Genomic DNA, 17,188 nt, shown 5'->3' on the forward strand with positions numbered 1-17,188 from the left:
TGCAAAGACAAGCAGCAGGGGGCTTTTCATTTATGTAAAAATAGTTGTCGTTGTTTTGTTGAAAAACAAACACAGGAGTGTGAGTAAAATATTTGTGGGTGACATTCCGAAATGATCCCCGACGAGGGTTGCGAACTTTTGTTCGCGACGCTCGTCGGGGCCACCAAGCGAAGCGCGGTAGAAAAAAGCAAATGTCATGCAAAAAGGACTCTCTCCCTGCTATGATGGTGATTGTCAACATCAACCGAAAACAGGAGGGAGAGAGTCCATGAAACATCTTACCACAGAATGGCCTTTATTAAAAGAGCTGGAGGAACAATTAGTCAGAACTCTTCAAAAGGTGTTCGCTGTCTTGTTGGCGGCCCTTTTGGAGGAGATTGATCAACAACTGGCGGAAGCGCGGGACAAGCGCCGGTATCAGCTGAAAGACAAACGGCCGACTACGATCCAAACGCTGTTTGGAGAAGTGACGTTTCGACGGAACTACTACTATGACCGGCAAACGGGGAACTATACCTTCTTGCTGGATGCCGAATTAGGCTTTGATGGGGCCCGATCGATCAGTCCTTGCCTCGAGGAAACGGCGGTCGAGTTGGCCGTAGAGTGCTCTTCCTACCGCAAAGCGGCCCGTACGTTGGAGTCGATCGTGGGGTATGCGGTCATGAGCCACGAGGCGATTCGCCAACTGGTGCTGGAGGCCCCTGTCTCGCTGCACCGCCCTGTTTCCCAACGGCACGGCCGGGTGCTGTTTGTGGAGGCGGATGGACTGTTTATTTCCCGCCAGGGGAAAGGGAAACGGGCGAAAGAAGAGAAAATCCTGGCGGTTCACGAGGGATGGAAACGAAACGGTTCGCAGCTCCAGCTCCTGAACCGGCGCCACTACCTCCATGAAGGGGAGGGAGACGTGTGGGAACGGTTCGAAGAGTGGCTGATGAACGAATATGCCTATGATCCGTGCCGGGACCTGTTGATCATCAACGGCGACGCGGCGTCGTGGATCACGGCCTGCCGGGAGTATTTTGGGAAGCGGGCGTGCTTTCAGCTGGATCGATTTCATGTGGCGCGGGAGCTGCGTCAGTGTCTGTCCGGCCATCCGCGTTGGCGGGAGGTGCGGAAGAAGCTGGCGAAACAAGACGAAGAGGGGCTTCTCGTGGAGCTGAACAGCGCGGTCGGCACGTTGGAGGACGAAGCGAAAGAGAAGCAGATGGCTGCCATGATCCGCCGGATCGAGTCGATGCCGGGATGCATCCGGGACTATCGGGAGTGGCTGTCGGAGCAAGGGGTGGAGACGACCGGCATGCGTCCGATGGGCCACGCCGAGAGCGTGATGAGCCGGTTTGCGCATCGGGTGAAATCCCGCCGCAGCTGGAAAGACCAAGGGCTTCGGGCGTTTCTGAGGGCGATGGCGGCCCGAATCGACGGGATTTGGCGGAGAAATGGGCAGTTGGTGGAGGAAGAAGAGACCCGAACGGCGGCCTCGGCCTCAACAAAGTCCAAGCGGATCGAACAGGCCAAACGGAAGGCCGGACGGTTATGGGCAGATGTGGTGCGTCAGAATCTACCGTGTCTGCAGCGGTCATCCGGGACACCGATCCATCAAGCGTTGTCGGCGCTCCGGGATGGTGGTTGGGTGTAAAAAAATGGAATATCGTATCATCGCCTCAAGATGAGGGATGAGAGTCCGAAAGCGCTTACGATATTAATTCCTGAAAATGGTTCGCTAACTAGTGATTGACAACGCCCGTAGTGAACCGAAAAAATGTTCTCCACAAAGTCTTGACTGACTCCACACAGGAAGTCGAGTTGACAAACCACTCCCAACGTGTTATATTATGATAGCACGTTGAAACGACAGCACTAATCAAAAACAAGGACCTATTGACAAATAAATAAATTTAATTATAATATAACTTGTCTGTTGATTGTCTAGTGATGATAGCGGAGGGGAAACACCCGTTCCCATCCCGAACACGGAAGTTAAGCCCTCCAGCGCCGATGGTAGTTGGGGCCAGCGCCCCTGCAAGAGTAGGTCGTCGCTAGGCAATCTTGTGGAGGATTAGCTCAGCTGGGAGAGCACTTGCCTTACAAGCAAGGGGTCGGCGGTTCGATCCCGTCATCCTCCACCATCACCTATTATGAGCCATTAGTTCAGTGACGAGTATTACATCTTTGAATCTACTTCGAGTTGTCCCGACGCATCCGACATCTTCGAATATGCTAGCAGAGGAAGGGACATCGTTCACTGTGAGTGTATACTTGACTATGAGCCATTAGCTCAGTAGGTAGAGCAACGAGCGAAGCATCTTCGGATTTGCTTCGAGTTGTCCCGACGCATCCGACATCTTCGAATATGCTAGCAGAGGAAGGGACATCGTTCACTGTGAGTGTATACTTGACTATGAGCCATTAGCTCAGTAGGTAGAGCAACGAGCGAAGCATCTTCGGATTTGCTTCGAGTTGTCCCGACGCATCCGACATCTTCGAATATGCTAGCAGAGGAAGGGACATCGTTCACTGTGAGTGTATACTTGACTATGAGCCATTAGCTCAGTAGGTAGAGCAACGAGCGAAGCATCTTCGGATTTGCTTCGAGTTGTCCCGACGCATCCGACATCTTCGAATATGCTAGCAGAGGAAGGGACATCGTTCACTGTGAGTGTATACTTGACTATGAGCCATTAGCTCAGTAGGTAGAGCATCTGACTTTTAATCAGAGGGTCGGAGGTTCGAGTCCTCCATGGCTCACCACAATTGATTTGCGGGTGTGGCGGAATTGGCAGACGCGCTAGATTCAGGGTCTAGTGCCCTTTACGGGCGTGGGGGTTCGAGTCCCTTCACCCGCATGTTGATTCGAGCGGAAGTAGTTCAGCGGTAGAACACCACCTTGCCAAGGTGGGGGTCGCGGGTTCGAGTCCCGTCTTCCGCTCCATTTATTTGCCCATTTAGCCGGGGTGGCGGAATTGGCAGACGCACAGGACTTAAAATCCTGGGGTAGGTCACTACCGTGCCGGTTCGAGTCCGGCCCTCGGCACTTGCGCTCGTAGCTCAATTGGATAGAGCATCTGACTACGGATCAGAAGGTTAGGGGTTCGAATCCTCTCGAGCGCGTTGGCGGGAAGTAGCTCAGTTTGGCAGAGCACATGGTTTGGGACCATGGGGTCGCAGGTTCAAATCCTGTCTTCCCGATAGCGGATATATGGGGCCTTAGCTCAGCTGGGAGAGCGCCTGCTTTGCACGCAGGAGGTCATCGGTTCGATCCCGATAGGCTCCACTGTTGCTTTATGTCTGTGCCTGCCGCTTGCAAGGGAATTTGAAGACGTGAGGTTCCTCGGTAGGATTACAGAGAAGCAAACGAAAGTAGCAACCTTGTGTCCTGCAAGTGAATGGAGAGAAGCGGGATTCTTCGACGAAAACCAGCAGAGAAGTTGTTTCAATGCAGCAACTTTGCGCCTGTGTCTTCTAGTGAATTCGGGGGAATTGGGTTCCTCGACGCAAGACTGCAACGAAGCAAGTTCAAGAAGAGGTCTCGTTCCTTGAAAACTGAACGAAACGAAGCGCGACGAAAAGCGGAGGCCGCTTTGGCCGAAGCTGGACAATCCGAAAAGTCAATCAACTTTCTTTTGGAGAGTTTGATCCTGGCTCAGGACGAACGCTGGCGGCGTGCCTAATACATGCAAGTCGAGCGGACCAAATCGGAGCTTGCTCTGGTTTGGTCAGCGGCGGACGGGTGAGTAACACGTGGGCAACCTGCCCGCAAGACCGGGATAACTCCGGGAAACCGGAGCTAATACCGGATAACACCGAAGACCGCATGGTCTTTGGTTGAAAGGCGGCCTTTGGCTGTCACTTGCGGATGGGCCCGCGGCGCATTAGCTAGTTGGTGAGGTAACGGCTCACCAAGGCGACGATGCGTAGCCGGCCTGAGAGGGTGACCGGCCACACTGGGACTGAGACACGGCCCAGACTCCTACGGGAGGCAGCAGTAGGGAATCTTCCGCAATGGGCGAAAGCCTGACGGAGCGACGCCGCGTGAGCGAAGAAGGCCTTCGGGTCGTAAAGCTCTGTTGTGAGGGACGAAGGGGCGCCGTTCGAAGAGGGCGGCGCGGTGACGGTACCTCACGAGAAAGCCCCGGCTAACTACGTGCCAGCAGCCGCGGTAATACGTAGGGGGCGAGCGTTGTCCGGAATTATTGGGCGTAAAGCGCGCGCAGGCGGTCCCTTAAGTCTGATGTGAAAGCCCACGGCTCAACCGTGGAGGGTCATTGGAAACTGGGGGACTTGAGTGCAGGAGAGGAGAGCGGAATTCCACGTGTAGCGGTGAAATGCGTAGAGATGTGGAGGAACACCAGTGGCGAAGGCGGCTCTCTGGCCTGCAACTGACGCTGAGGCGCGAAAGCGTGGGGAGCAAACAGGATTAGATACCCTGGTAGTCCACGCCGTAAACGATGAGTGCTAAGTGTTAGAGGGGTCACACCCTTTAGTGCTGCAGCTAACGCGATAAGCACTCCGCCTGGGGAGTACGGCCGCAAGGCTGAAACTCAAAGGAATTGACGGGGGCCCGCACAAGCGGTGGAGCATGTGGTTTAATTCGAAGCAACGCGAAGAACCTTACCAGGTCTTGACATCCCCTGACAACCCAAGAGATTGGGCGTTCCCCCTTCGGGGGGACAGGGTGACAGGTGGTGCATGGTTGTCGTCAGCTCGTGTCGTGAGATGTTGGGTTAAGTCCCGCAACGAGCGCAACCCTCGCCTCTAGTTGCCAGCATTCAGTTGGGCACTCTAGAGGGACTGCCGGCGACAAGTCGGAGGAAGGTGGGGATGACGTCAAATCATCATGCCCCTTATGACCTGGGCTACACACGTGCTACAATGGGCGGTACAAAGGGCTGCGAACCCGCGAGGGGGAGCGAATCCCAAAAAGCCGCTCTCAGTTCGGATTGCAGGCTGCAACTCGCCTGCATGAAGCCGGAATCGCTAGTAATCGCGGATCAGCATGCCGCGGTGAATACGTTCCCGGGCCTTGTACACACCGCCCGTCACACCACGAGAGCTTGCAACACCCGAAGTCGGTGAGGCAACCCGCAAGGGAGCCAGCCGCCGAAGGTGGGGCAAGTGATTGGGGTGAAGTCGTAACAAGGTAGCCGTACCGGAAGGTGCGGCTGGATCACCTCCTTTCTAAGGAGAAAAGCGGAGGTCGCCCGCCTATCGGCGAGGTGCGCTGGAGGGCCTGCGAGCGGGCTTAGCCCGCCGCAGCAGGACCGAAGCGTCGCGAGCCGATGGCGGCCGGAGCTAGACAATCCGAAAAGCGGAGGCCGCAATGGCCAACTGTCGATACACAGCGCTTTCGTTTCGTTCGGTTTTGAGGGAATGAGAAATTCCTTCAAAAGCGCCTGTGCCTGCGTCTGCTAGCAGGTTCAGGGAAGCAAGATTCCTCGGCACAAAGCCGCAAGGAAGTTTGTTCAAAGAAGTCGCTTTGCGTCTACAAGTGAATTCAGAGAAGCTGGATTCCTCGGCGCAAAGCTGCAAGGAAGCAGACTCAAGGCAGTCGCTTCGTTCAGTTTTGAAGGAATGAAAAGTTCCTTCAAAAGCGCCTGTGCCTGCGTCTGCTAGCAGGTTCAGGGAAGCAAGATTCCTCGGCACAAGACTGCAGAGAAGTGAATTCAATGAAGTAGTCTCGTTTGCGTCTGCGTCTACAAGCGGATTCGGAGAAGCCGAATTCCTCGATGCAAACCAGCGAAGAAGCGAATTCAAAGGAGCTACTTTGCGCCTTCGTCTTCCAGCAGGTTCAAGGAAGCTGGATTCCTCGGCGCAAAGCTGCAAAGAAGCGAATTCAAAGGAGCTACTTTGCATCTGCGTCTTCTAGCAGATTCGAGGAAGCAGGATTCCTCGATGCAAGACTGCAGAGAAGCAAATTCAAGAAGCAGTCTCGTTCCTTGAAAACTAGATAACCGATAAAGCAAAGGAAGAAGCCGAGAGCGCAATAGGTTAAGCTAGAAAGGGCGCACGGTGGATGCCTTGGCACTAGGAGCCGATGAAGGACGGGGCAAACGCCGAAACGCTTCGGGGAGCTGTAAGCAAGCGTTGATCCGGAGATGTCCGAATGGGGGAACCCACTGTCCGTAATGGGGCAGTATCCATGCCTGAATCCATAGGGCATGGAGGGCACACCCGGGGAACTGAAACATCTTAGTACCCGGAGGAGAAGAAAGCAAACGCGATTCCCTGAGTAGCGGCGAGCGAAACGGGAACAGCCCAAACCAAGAGGCGTGTCCTCTTGGGGTTGTAGGACCGCTCACGATGGGAGTAAGAAAGGAACGGGGTAGACGAACCGGTCTGGAACGGCCGGCCAGAGAAGGTGAGAGCCCTGTAGTCGAAACTTCGTTCCCTCCCGAGCGGATCCTGAGTACGGCGGGACACGAGGAATCCCGTCGGAAGCAGGGAGGACCATCTCCCAAGGCTAAATACTCCCTAGTGACCGATAGTGCACCAGTACCGTGAGGGAAAGGTGAAAAGCACCCCGGGAGGGGAGTGAAAGAGAACCTGAAACCGTGTGCCTACAAGTAGTCAGAGCCCGTTGATGGGTGATGGCGTGCCTTTTGTAGAATGAACCGGCGAGTGACGATGGCGTGCGAGGTTAAGCCGGAGAGGCGGAGCCGCAGCGAAAGCGAGTCTGAACAGGGCGTGTGAGTACGTCGTCGTCGACCCGAAACCAGGTGATCTACCCATGTCCAGGGTGAAGGCCGGGTAACACCGGCTGGAGGCCCGAACCCACGCACGTTGAAAAGTGCGGGGATGAGGTGTGGGTAGGGGTGAAATGCCAATCGAACTTGGAGATAGCTGGTTCTCCCCGAAATAGCTTTAGGGCTAGCCTCGGGTTTAGGAGTCTTGGAGGTAGAGCACTGATTGGGCTAGGGGCCCAAACCGGGTTACCGAACCCAGTCAAACTCCGAATGCCAACGACTTATGCCCGGGAGTCAGACTGCGAGTGATAAGATCCGTGGTCGAGAGGGGAACAGCCCAGACCGCCAGCTAAGGCCCCGAAGTGCACGTTCAGTGGAAAAGGATGTGGAGTTGCCGAGACAACCAGGATGTTGGCTTAGAAGCAGCCACCATTTAAAGAGTGCGTAATAGCTCACTGGTCGAGTGACTCTGCGCCGAAAATGTACCGGGGCTAAACGTGCCGCCGAAGCTGCGGGATGACCGTTGGTCATCGGTAGGGGAGCGTTCTAAGGGCAGAGAAGCCAGACCGGAAGGACTGGTGGAGCGCTTAGAAGTGAGAATGCCGGTATGAGTAGCGAAAACAGAGGTGAGAATCCTCTGCGCCGAAAGCCTAAGGGTTCCTGAGGAAGGTTCGTCCGCTCAGGGTTAGTCGGGACCTAAGCCGAGGCCGAAAGGCGTAGGTGATGGACAACAGGTTGAGATTCCTGTACCACCTTCTTCCCGTTTGAGCGATGGGGGGACGCAGGAGGATAGGGCGAGCAGGCGGCTGGAAGAGCCTGTCCAAGCCGTGAGGCTGATCCGCAGGCAAATCCGCGGATCATAAGGCCAAGCGGTGACGGCGACGGAGTGATCCGGAAGTCCCCGATTTCACACTGCCAAGAAAAGCCTCTAGCGAGGGAAGAGGTGCCCGTACCGCAAACCGACACAGGTAGGCGAGGAGAGAATCCTAAGGCGCGCGGGAGAACTCTCGTTAAGGAACTCGGCAAAATGACCCCGTAACTTCGGGAGAAGGGGTGCTCTTTGGGGTGAAGAGCCCTGAAGAGCCGCAGTGAAAAGGCCCAAGCGACTGTTTATCAAAAACACAGGTCTCTGCGAAGCCGAAAGGCGACGTATAGGGGCTGACACCTGCCCGGTGCTGGAAGGTTAAGGGGAGCGCTTAGCGGAAGCGAAGGTGCGAACCGAAGCCCCAGTAAACGGCGGCCGTAACTATAACGGTCCTAAGGTAGCGAAATTCCTTGTCGGGTAAGTTCCGACCCGCACGAAAGGTGTAACGACTTGGGCGCTGTCTCAACGAGAGACCCGGTGAAATTATACTACCTGTGAAGATGCAGGTTACCCGCGACAGGACGGAAAGACCCCGTGGAGCTTTACTGCAGCCTGATATGGAATTTTGGTATCGCTTGTACAGGATAGGTGGGAGCCTGGGAAGCCGGAGCGCCAGCTTCGGTGGAGGCGGCGGTGGGATACCACCCTGGCGGTATTGAAATTCTAACCCGCACCCCTTAGCGGGGTGGGAGACAGTGTCAGGTGGGCAGTTTGACTGGGGCGGTCGCCTCCCAAAAGGTAACGGAGGCGCCCAAAGGTTCCCTCAGAATGGTTGGAAATCATTCGGAGAGTGCAAAGGCACAAGGGAGCTTGACTGCGAGACGGACAGGTCGAGCAGGGACGAAAGTCGGGCTTAGTGATCCGGTGGTTCCGCATGGAAGGGCCATCGCTCAACGGATAAAAGCTACCCCGGGGATAACAGGCTGATCTCCCCCAAGAGTCCACATCGACGGGGAGGTTTGGCACCTCGATGTCGGCTCATCGCATCCTGGGGCTGTAGTCGGTCCCAAGGGTTGGGCTGTTCGCCCATTAAAGCGGTACGCGAGCTGGGTTCAGAACGTCGTGAGACAGTTCGGTCCCTATCCGTCGCGGGCGGAGGAAATTTGAGAGGAGCTGTCCTTAGTACGAGAGGACCGGGATGGACGCACCGCTGGTGTACCAGTTGTCCCGCCAGGGGCACCGCTGGGTAGCTATGTGCGGACGGGATAAGCGCTGAAAGCATCTAAGCGTGAAGCCCCCCTCAAGATGAGATTTCCCACCGCGCAAAGCGGGTAAGATCCCTCGAAGATGACGAGGTCGATAGGTCCGAGGTGGAAGCGTGGCGACACGTGGAGCTGACGGATACTAATCGATCGAGGGCTTAACCTAGAAAAGTGGAAGCGCCGCGATTAGCTCTCGAAGCCAAATGTTCTTCACCCGCAGGGGTGCTTGCACCCCGAGGGGGAAGGTTATTTGGCAGAAGAGAGCTAGGCGCTGGAACTGGACAGCAAGAAAAGTGGAGGCCGCCCGCTTATCGGCGAGGTGCGCTGGAGGGCCTGCGAGGAGGCTGTCGCCGCCGCAGCAGGACCGAAGCGTCGCGAGCCGATGGCGGCCGGAACTAGACAGTGAAAAGCGCAGGCGAGCGGGTCGCCGCGACGGGCAAATGTTCTTCGCCTGCAGGGATGTTCACATCCCGAAGGCGAAGGTTATTTGACCCCGAGCGGCGGCGAGCCGGAGCTGGACAATGCGAAAAGCGCAGGCGAGCGGCTTCTTCCTGAGCACGGTTATCTAGTTTTGAGGGAATGAAAAAGTCTTGACAACAGGTCAACTTTCCTTATAATAAGACTTGTCCATTGTTGCCTAGTGGCTATGGCGGAGGGGAAACACCCGTTCCCATCCCGAACACGGAAGTTAAGCCCTCCAGCGCCGATGGTAGTTGGGGCCAGCGCCCCTGCAAGAGTAGGTCGCTGCTAGGCAAAATGGAAAGCACGTCTTTTCTTTCCTTGGAAGAAAAGGCGTGCTTTTTCATTTATTCGGCTGCTTGACGTTTTATTGTCCAGAAAAACGGATATTCTATAGTTAGTTTTCCTTCTTTGGTCACTCTTGAAATTTTCCGTAATACATTGTATAGTAAGAGTAAGGTCAAATATAGTCAAAGTCAACGAATAGGCAGTGGGGTGTCCTTGTCAGCGGACGGCCCATCGCCAGGCAGCTTGGTTGTAAGGAAGGTGGTAGGTAGAGTGCCGAACATTTCCGACATCATTGAGCAATATTTAAAGCAAGTGCTCAATATGAGCGACCAAGATATCGTTGAAATTAAACGAAGCGAAATCGCTAATAAATTCCAATGTGTTCCGTCGCAGATCAACTATGTCATCAATACGAGGTTTACCCTTGAAAGAGGGTACATCGTCGAAAGCAAGCGCGGTGGCGGTGGGTATATCCGCATTATGAAAGTGAAGACAAAGAGTGAAGCACAGCTTATTGACCAGCTGCTCGAGCTTGTCGGCCACCGCATCAGCCAATCGAATGCTGAAGATGTGGTAAAACGTCTCGTTGAAGAAAAGGTAATTTCGGAGCGGGAAGCGAAAATTATGTTAAGCGCTATGGATCGTTCTGTTTTATATATCGATTTGCCCGAGCGGGACGAACTGCGGGCCCGCATGTTAAAAGCGATGCTGACGTCGCTGAAATACAAATAGGGGGAGGGGGAGGCATTGATTTGCCAAGAATGCAAGCAGCGGCCGGCCACGATGCACTTTACAAAAATTGTAAACGGAGAGAAAACGGAGTTCCATCTTTGCGAGCAATGCGCCAGAGAGCATGGCCATATGTTTACGTTCTACGGCAATGATGATTTTTCACTCAACAACTTGTTGGCGGGGCTTCTTAACTTTCAAGCGCCGATGAAAGAGATGACGGCGAACGCGTTTCCGAACCCGGATGTACTTCAATGTGAGACGTGCCAAATGACATACCATCAATTCACACAAATCGGGCGGTTCGGCTGCGCTAACTGCTACCGGACGTTTGCACGCTACTTGCCGCCGATTTTGAAACGGCTCCATAGCGGCAATACCGCTCATTCAGGAAAAATTCCGAAGCGAAAAGGCGGCGTTCTCCATTTGCGCAAGCAACTTGCTATGTTGAAACAAAAGCTTCAGGAGCTCGTCGCTCGTGAGGAATTCGAGCGGGCGGCCGAGGTGCGCGACCAAATCCGCTCGTTGGAGGATGAACTGCGTCGACGCGGAGAGGGGGATATGTAAGCGGTATGTCGTTCGAGAAGTTTTTCAATACGGCGGTCAGCGCGTGGATGAGCCAAGAGGGGCCGGATTCGGACATCGTCTTAAGCAGTCGCATCCGACTGGCGCGCAACATCGTTGACTTTCGTTTTCCAACGCTGTTTAGCAGTGAAGAAGCGATGCAAATCGTCGCGTTGTTTGAACGGACGTTCGCCCATCGTTCTTACGGAGGGGCAGGCCGCTTCGAGTTGTTGAAAATGTCGGAGCTTCAGCCGATTGAAAAACGGGTATTGGTAGAAAAACACTTAATTAGTCCGCATCTGGCTGAGGATTCGCCGTTTGGCGCTTGTCTGCTTTCGGAAAATGAAGAAATCAGCATCATGATCAACGAGGAGGATCATATCCGCATCCAATGCCTATTCCCGGGGTTGCAGCTTGCTGAGGCTCTCGAGGCGGCGAGCGAATTGGACGATTGGATTGAAGGGTATGTCAACTATGCCTTTGACGAGCGGCTTGGTTATTTAACGAGCTGCCCGACCAATGTCGGGACGGGATTGCGGGCTTCGGTGATGATGCATCTTCCGGCGCTTGTGCTGACGCAACAAATTAACCGTATTATTCCTGCCATCAACCAGCTTGGGCTTGTTGTCCGTGGAACATACGGTGAAGGGAGTGAAGCGTTGGGAAATATATTCCAAATTTCCAACCAGATCACGCTTGGGAAATCGGAGGAAGACATTGTTGCTGATTTGCATACGATCGTTCAGCAGCTGATCGCCCAAGAAAGAGCGGCTCGTCAGGCATTAGTGAAAACTTTGGGCATACAATTAGAAGACAAGGTGTTCCGTTCATACGGCATACTGGCCAACTGCCGCGTCATCGAATCGAAAGAAGCGGCGCAATGTCTGTCCGATGTTCGCTTAGGGATTGATCTAGGATATATCAAGAACATCTCGCGCAACATTTTAAATGAGCTGATGATTTTGACGCAGCCGGGATTTTTGCAGCAATATGCCGGCGGGGCGCTTCGCCCTGAAGAACGGGACGTCCGCCGCGCGGCGCTGATCCGGGAGCGTTTAAAGATGGAGGAACGAAGAAAGATGGAGGGTGATGAACGATGATGTTTGGCAGATTTACGGAACGGGCGCAAAAAGTGCTGGCGCTGGCGCAGGAAGAAGCCATTCGCCTCGGCCATAACAATATCGGCACAGAACATATTTTGCTCGGCCTCATCCGCGAGGGCGAGGGGATCGCGGCTAAGGCGCTCATGGCGCTTGGGCTCGGCCCAGATAAAATTCAAAAAGAAGTCGAATCGCTCATCGGCCGTGGCAGTGAAGTGTCGCATACGATCCACTATACACCGCGGGCGAAAAAAGTCATTGAGCTGTCGATGGATGAAGCGCGGAAGCTCGGCCATTCATACGTCGGCACAGAACATATTTTGCTTGGGTTGATCCGCGAAGGCGAAGGGGTGGCCGCCCGCGTGCTGAACAACTTGGGAGTAAGCTTGAACAAAGCGCGCCAGCAAGTGTTGCAGCTGCTCGGCAGCAATGAGTCGATGTCAGGCCATGGCGGCGGCGCGTCGCATGTGAGCACTCCGACGCTTGACAGCCTCGCCCGTGATTTGACAGCGATTGCCCGCGAAGGACGGCTGGACCCGGTCATCGGCCGCAGTAAAGAAATTCAGCGCGTCATTGAAGTATTAAGCCGGCGGACGAAAAATAATCCGGTGTTGATCGGCGAGCCGGGCGTTGGGAAAACGGCCATTGCTGAAGGGTTAGCCCAACAAATCGTCAATAACGAAGTGCCGGAAACGCTGCGCGACAAGCGGGTCATGACGCTCGATATGGGGACGGTCGTCGCCGGAACGAAATACCGGGGGGAATTTGAAGACCGGCTGAAAAAAGTGATGGATGAAATTCGTCAAGCGGGCAACATCATCTTGTTCATCGATGAGTTGCATACATTAATTGGCGCCGGTGGGGCAGAAGGAGCGATCGACGCGTCGAACATCTTGAAACCGGCGTTGGCGCGCGGGGAGCTTCAATGCATCGGCGCGACAACGCTCGATGAATACCGGAAATATATTGAAAAAGACGCCGCGCTTGAACGCCGCTTTCAGCCGATTTACGTTGATGAACCGACAGTGGAAGAATCGATCCAAATTTTAAAAGGGTTGCGCGATCGGTATGAAGCGCACCACCGCGTTTCGATTTCCGACGAGGCGATCGTGCAAGCCGTCAAATTGTCCGACCGCTACATTACCGACCGTTTCTTGCCGGATAAGGCGATCGATTTGATCGACGAGGCTTGCTCGAAAGTGCGCCTTCGTTCGTTCACCGCACCGCCGAAATTGAAAGAACTTGAACAAAAGCTCGAGGAAGTGCGGAAAGAAAAAGACGCGGCCGTGCAAAGCCAAGAATTTGAAAAAGCAGCATCGCTGCGCGATATGGAACAGCGGCTGCGCGAAGAACTGGAGGAAACGAAACGTGCGTGGAAAGAAAAACAAGGCCAAGAAAATTTGGAAGTGACGGTCGAAGACATCGCCGCGGTCGTCTCGAGTTGGACCGGCATTCCAGTATCGAAGCTCGCTGAGACGGAAACGGAGCGGCTGCTCAAGCTGGAAGAAATTTTGCATTCGCGTGTCGTCGGCCAAGACGAGGCGGTCAAAGCGGTCGCCAAAGCGGTGCGCCGCGCCCGTGCTGGCCTGAAAGACCCGAAACGCCCGATCGGTTCGTTCATTTTCCTTGGTCCGACCGGCGTTGGGAAAACGGAGTTGGCCCGAGCCTTGGCAGAAGCGATGTTTGGCGATGAAGACGCCCTCATTCGCATCGATATGTCCGAGTATATGGAAAAACACTCGACATCGCGGCTCATCGGGTCGCCGCCGGGGTATGTCGGTTATGAAGAAGGCGGCCAGCTGACGGAAAAAGTGCGCCGCAAGCCGTATTCGGTTGTCCTGTTAGATGAGATGGAAAAAGCGCATCCGGACGTGTTCAATATTTTGCTGCAAGTGTTGGAAGATGGGCGGCTGACTGACTCGAAAGGGCGGACGGTCGACTTCCGCAACACGATCATCATCATGACATCCAACGTCGGCGCCGATGCGCTGAAACGGAATAAGTACGTTGGCTTCAACATTCAAGACGGGAACCAGCAATACAAAGATATGAAAAGCAAAGTGATGGATGAGCTGAAAAAAGCATTCCGTCCAGAGTTTTTAAACCGGATCGACGAAATCATCGTCTTCCATTCGCTCGAAAAAGACCATCTGAAACAAATCGTCCGATTGATGGCCGATACGCTCGTGAAGCGGCTGAAAGAGCAAGACATTGATCTTGAGCTGACGGAGGCCGCCATTGAGAAAATCGCCGCCGAAGGGTTCGATCCAGAATACGGTGCCCGTCCGCTGCGCCGCGCCTTGCAAAAGCATGTTGAAGACCGTTTGTCCGAAGAATTGTTAAAAGGCACGATCGCCAAAGGGCAAAAAGTCGTCGTGGATGTCAAAGACGGGGAGTTTGTCGTATTGTCGAAACAGGCGGTCGTGTGAGGGAAGAAAAGGCATGCGGCAGCTTCCTGCCCATGCCTTTTTTTCGTTGGAAAACGTTACAGAAAGGGTTAAGATCGATGGCGAAGAAGAAAACGAAGTTCGTTTGCCAAGAGTGTGGATATGAGTCGGCCAAATGGCTTGGACGCTGTCCGGGATGCCAAACATGGAATTCGTTTGTTGAGGAAATGGAGCAGGAGAAACCGACTGTGCGCGGCGCATTTCTTCATTCGGAGCGGGCGGGTTCGGCCAAACCGGTCCCGATTACAGCCGTGGAGGCGGTGCAAGAGCCGCGCATGAAAACGAACAGCGCGGAGCTCGATCGCGTGTTGGGCGGTGGAATCGTCAAAGGTTCGCTCGTTTTGATCGGCGGCGACCCTGGCATTGGCAAATCAACGTTGCTTTTGCAAACATCGGCGCAGCTGGCCGCCGCTGGGCATCAAGTGCTGTATGTCTCCGGTGAGGAATCGGTCAAACAAGTAAAGCTGCGCGCTGGACGCCTTCGTGCGGAGTGCGATCGGCTGTACGTGTTGGCGGAAGCAGATTTGGAATACATTGTGGCAGCGGTTGAAACGGTTCAACCTGCTTGTGTCATCATTGATTCGATTCAGACGGTGTATCGCACCGATATTTCCTCTGCACCGGGCAGCGTCGCCCAAGTGCGCGAATGCACGGCCGAGCTGATGAAGCTGGCGAAAACAAAAGGCATTGCCATTTTTATCGTCGGTCATGTGACGAAGGAAGGGGCGATCGCCGGGCCGCGCCTGCTCGAACATATGGTGGACACCGTTCTCTATTTTGAAGGGGAGCGACACCATACGTATCGCATTTTGCGAGCGGTGAAAAACCGTTTTGGCTCAACGAACGAAATCGGCATTTTTGAGATGCGCGACATTGGGCTGAAGGAAGTGGAAAACCCATCAGAAGTGTTTTTAGAAGAACGGTCGCGCGGAGCGGCTGGCTCGACGGTCGTGGCGGCGATGGAAGGGACGCGGCCGGTGCTCGTGGAAATCCAGGCGCTCGTCTCGCCGACGAGCTTCGGCAACCCGAGACGGATGGCAACCGGCCTTGACCATAACCGTGTGTCGCTTTTGATGGCCGTGCTCGAAAAGCGGGTTGGGCTGCTGTTGCAAAACCAAGATGCTTATTTGAAAGTGGCGGGCGGCGTGAAGCTTGATGAGCCGGCAATTGACTTGGCGGTCGCTGTCAGCATCGCCTCGAGCTTTCGCGATCGGCCGACGAATCCGGCGGATGTCATTATCGGCGAAGTCGGCTTAACTGGAGAGGTGCGCCGCGTCTCGCGCATCGAACAGCGCGTGCAGGAGGCGGTAAAATTAGGCTTTTCCCGCATCATTGTGCCAAAAAACAATTTAGCTGGCTGGCAGCCGCCAAAAGGTGTGCAAGTGATCGGTGTTTCGCATGTGGCCGAGGCGCTTGAGCATACAATGTGTTAATCGCTCTTTCACCTGCGCAACCCGGTTCTTCGCGCCCAAGGGGATATGAGCGATCAAAAATTCATCGCCTCTTCATTCTTAAGTGTTTAAGCAGAGGCATAAACAGCCTAAAAGGATTGAACCTTTTCGCTCTGATGTACGTAAAAAATAGTAGGGTGATCCGAAACAACTATGGCGTTTGGCCGGCGTTTTTCGCTATTGTTACAAGCAGATGTCGAATGTTCAAAAACGATTAAAAATTGTCTTCCAATTGGTTTCAAACATTGGAAACTGTTTATAATGTTAAATAGGGAGGTGAAGATGGGCTGATGGTCAAACGCATTGTGCAATTATTTTTCCTCGCCGTGGGCGGAACGTTAGGCGCCATGTTTTTTCCTGACTTGCTTAAGCTGATGAATGTGAGCGGCATGCCGCTTCTCAATAATTCTTATACGCTTGCGGTGCTGGGGGCAGTCGTTTTCTTTTTGTTGACGTTTTGGCTTGTCGATTATGTGGTCGACATGATTCGCTGGGTGGAGGAAACGCTCGTGAAGGCGCCGGCCGCCGACGTGCTGTTTGGCAGTCTCGGGCTGATTTTCGGTCTTATTATCGCGTTTTTCGTTGTCATGCCGTTGCAGTCGTTTCACATTCAAGTGTTGAATACGGTGTTGCCGATTTTTTTGACGGTGTTGCTTGGCTACTTAGGGTTTCGCGTCGGTTTAAAGAAACGGAATGAGTTGATGAACTTATTTTCCTTGTCCAACCGCATGGCGAAGAAAAAAGGTGGAGAAGCGGAAAACGAACCGTCAAAGGGCGGTGCTGTGAAAATTTTGGATACGAGCGTCATCATCGACGGGCGGATCGCAGACATTTGCCAAACCGGGTTTTTGGAAGGGCCGCTTGTCATTCCGCGGTTTGTGCTCGAAGAATTGCAGCATATCGCCGATTCGTCCGATGTGCTGAAGCGGAACCGCGGCCGCCGCGGCTTGGATATTTTGAACCGCATCCAAAAAGAAATGGCGATGAAAGTGGAAATCCATGAAGCGGATTTCAGCGACGTCCAGGAAGTCGACAGCAAACTCGTCAAGCTGGCGAAGCAACTTCAAGGCGTTGTCGTGACGAACGATTTCAATTTAAACAAAGTATGTGAGCTGCAAAACGTGCGTGTTTTGAATATCAACGATTTAGCGAATGCCGTCAAACCGGTCGTGCTGCCAGGCGAGGAGCTGAACGTACACGTCATTAAAGATGGGAAGGAGCATAACCAAGGCGTGGCCTATTTGGACGACGGGACGATGATCGTCGTCGAAGATGGCAAAGAATATATCGGCAAACGGGTTGACGTTTTAGTCACCAGCGTGTTACAAACATCTGCGGGGAGAATGATTTTTGCCAAATTGAAACTGCTGCAAAAAGCGTTGTAAAACGAATAGGGGAAACGG

Annotated in this window: 7 protein-coding genes, 8 tRNA genes and 4 rRNA genes; all 19 read left to right on the plus strand. The window is 54.0% G+C overall.

Annotation, left to right across the window (positions count from 1 at the left end; all coding sequences use genetic code 11):
• Positions 1 to 268 precede the first annotated feature (268 nt).
• The gene (locus GHH_RS00445) at positions 269 to 1,636 is read left to right on the plus strand and encodes an ISLre2-like element ISGsp3 family transposase (protein WP_015373718.1); all 1,368 of its coding nucleotides are present in this window, start codon (positions 269 to 271) and stop codon (positions 1,634 to 1,636) included.
• A 289-nt stretch (positions 1,637 to 1,925) separates the two neighbouring features.
• Positions 1,926 to 2,042 (plus strand): 5S ribosomal RNA (gene rrf / locus GHH_RS00450).
• Positions 2,043 to 2,050: 8 nt separating this feature from the next.
• Positions 2,051 to 2,126 (plus strand) — tRNA-Val (locus GHH_RS00455).
• Between the two features lie 546 nt (positions 2,127 to 2,672).
• A tRNA-Lys gene (locus tag GHH_RS00460) sits at positions 2,673 to 2,748 on the plus strand.
• 10 nt (positions 2,749 to 2,758) lie between these two features.
• A tRNA-Leu gene (locus tag GHH_RS00465) sits at positions 2,759 to 2,843 on the plus strand.
• A gap of 11 nt (positions 2,844 to 2,854) precedes the next feature.
• Positions 2,855 to 2,929: transfer RNA gene (locus tag GHH_RS00470), tRNA-Gly, on the plus strand.
• Positions 2,930 to 2,945: 16 nt separating this feature from the next.
• Positions 2,946 to 3,031: transfer RNA gene (locus GHH_RS00475), tRNA-Leu, on the plus strand.
• Between the two features lie 3 nt (positions 3,032 to 3,034).
• Positions 3,035 to 3,108, plus strand: a tRNA-Arg gene (locus GHH_RS00480).
• 4 nt (positions 3,109 to 3,112) lie between these two features.
• Positions 3,113 to 3,186: transfer RNA gene (locus GHH_RS00485), tRNA-Pro, on the plus strand.
• A 12-nt stretch (positions 3,187 to 3,198) separates the two neighbouring features.
• Positions 3,199 to 3,271: transfer RNA gene (locus GHH_RS00490), tRNA-Ala, on the plus strand.
• 346 nt (positions 3,272 to 3,617) lie between these two features.
• A 16S ribosomal RNA gene (locus GHH_RS00495) occupies positions 3,618 to 5,175 on the plus strand.
• An 808-nt stretch (positions 5,176 to 5,983) separates the two neighbouring features.
• A 23S ribosomal RNA gene (locus GHH_RS00500) occupies positions 5,984 to 8,913 on the plus strand.
• A gap of 470 nt (positions 8,914 to 9,383) precedes the next feature.
• Positions 9,384 to 9,500 (plus strand): 5S ribosomal RNA (gene rrf / locus GHH_RS00505).
• The 16S, 23S and 5S rRNA genes sit together here with 8 tRNA genes alongside, the layout of an rRNA operon.
• A 264-nt stretch (positions 9,501 to 9,764) precedes the next feature.
• Positions 9,765 to 10,226 (plus strand): transcriptional regulator CtsR, encoded by a 462-nt coding sequence (gene ctsR / locus GHH_RS00510; RefSeq protein ID WP_011229590.1) that lies wholly within the window; start codon positions 9,765 to 9,767, stop codon positions 10,224 to 10,226.
• Positions 10,227 to 10,241: 15 nt separating this feature from the next.
• Positions 10,242 to 10,790: a UvrB/UvrC motif-containing protein gene (locus tag GHH_RS00515; RefSeq protein ID WP_011229591.1), complete on the plus strand. Its 549-nt coding sequence runs from the start codon at positions 10,242 to 10,244 to the stop codon at positions 10,788 to 10,790.
• Between the two features lie 5 nt (positions 10,791 to 10,795).
• Positions 10,796 to 11,887 carry a protein arginine kinase gene (locus tag GHH_RS00520; RefSeq protein WP_011229592.1) on the plus strand — a complete coding sequence of 364 codons (1,092 nt, stop codon included), beginning with the start codon at positions 10,796 to 10,798 and terminating at the stop codon, positions 11,885 to 11,887.
• Complete coding sequence (gene clpC, locus GHH_RS00525; protein ID WP_011229593.1) at positions 11,884 to 14,316, plus strand: ATP-dependent protease ATP-binding subunit ClpC; 2,433 nt, start codon at positions 11,884 to 11,886, stop codon at positions 14,314 to 14,316. Before GHH_RS00520 ends, clpC begins: the two co-directional genes overlap by 4 nt.
• 77 nt (positions 14,317 to 14,393) lie before the next feature.
• The gene (radA, locus tag GHH_RS00530; RefSeq protein WP_015373719.1) at positions 14,394 to 15,767 is read left to right on the plus strand and encodes a DNA repair protein RadA; all 1,374 of its coding nucleotides are present in this window, start codon (positions 14,394 to 14,396) and stop codon (positions 15,765 to 15,767) included.
• A gap of 308 nt (positions 15,768 to 16,075) precedes the next feature.
• Positions 16,076 to 17,170 (plus strand): PIN/TRAM domain-containing protein, encoded by a 1,095-nt coding sequence (locus GHH_RS00535; RefSeq protein WP_012820471.1) that lies wholly within the window; start codon positions 16,076 to 16,078, stop codon positions 17,168 to 17,170.
• The last annotated feature ends 18 nt before the right edge of the window (positions 17,171 to 17,188 follow it).

This window comes from Geobacillus sp. GHH01 (genome assembly GCF_000336445.1).
Lineage (GTDB): Bacteria > Bacillota > Bacilli > Bacillales > Anoxybacillaceae > Geobacillus > Geobacillus zalihae.

Bases quoted from the DNA above. Each gene is read 5' to 3' on its own strand.
- GHH_RS00445 (WP_015373718.1), top strand. From the start codon at position 269: ATGAAACATCTTACCACAGAATGGCCTTTATTAAAAGAGCTGGAGGAA.
- GHH_RS00520 (WP_011229592.1), top strand. From the start codon at position 10,796: ATGTCGTTCGAGAAGTTTTTCAATACGGCGGTCAGCGCGTGGATGAGC.
- clpC (WP_011229593.1), top strand. From the start codon at position 11,884: ATGATGTTTGGCAGATTTACGGAACGGGCGCAAAAAGTGCTGGCGCTG.
- radA (WP_015373719.1), top strand. From the start codon at position 14,394: ATGGCGAAGAAGAAAACGAAGTTCGTTTGCCAAGAGTGTGGATATGAG.
- GHH_RS00535 (WP_012820471.1), top strand. From the start codon at position 16,076: ATGGTCAAACGCATTGTGCAATTATTTTTCCTCGCCGTGGGCGGAACG.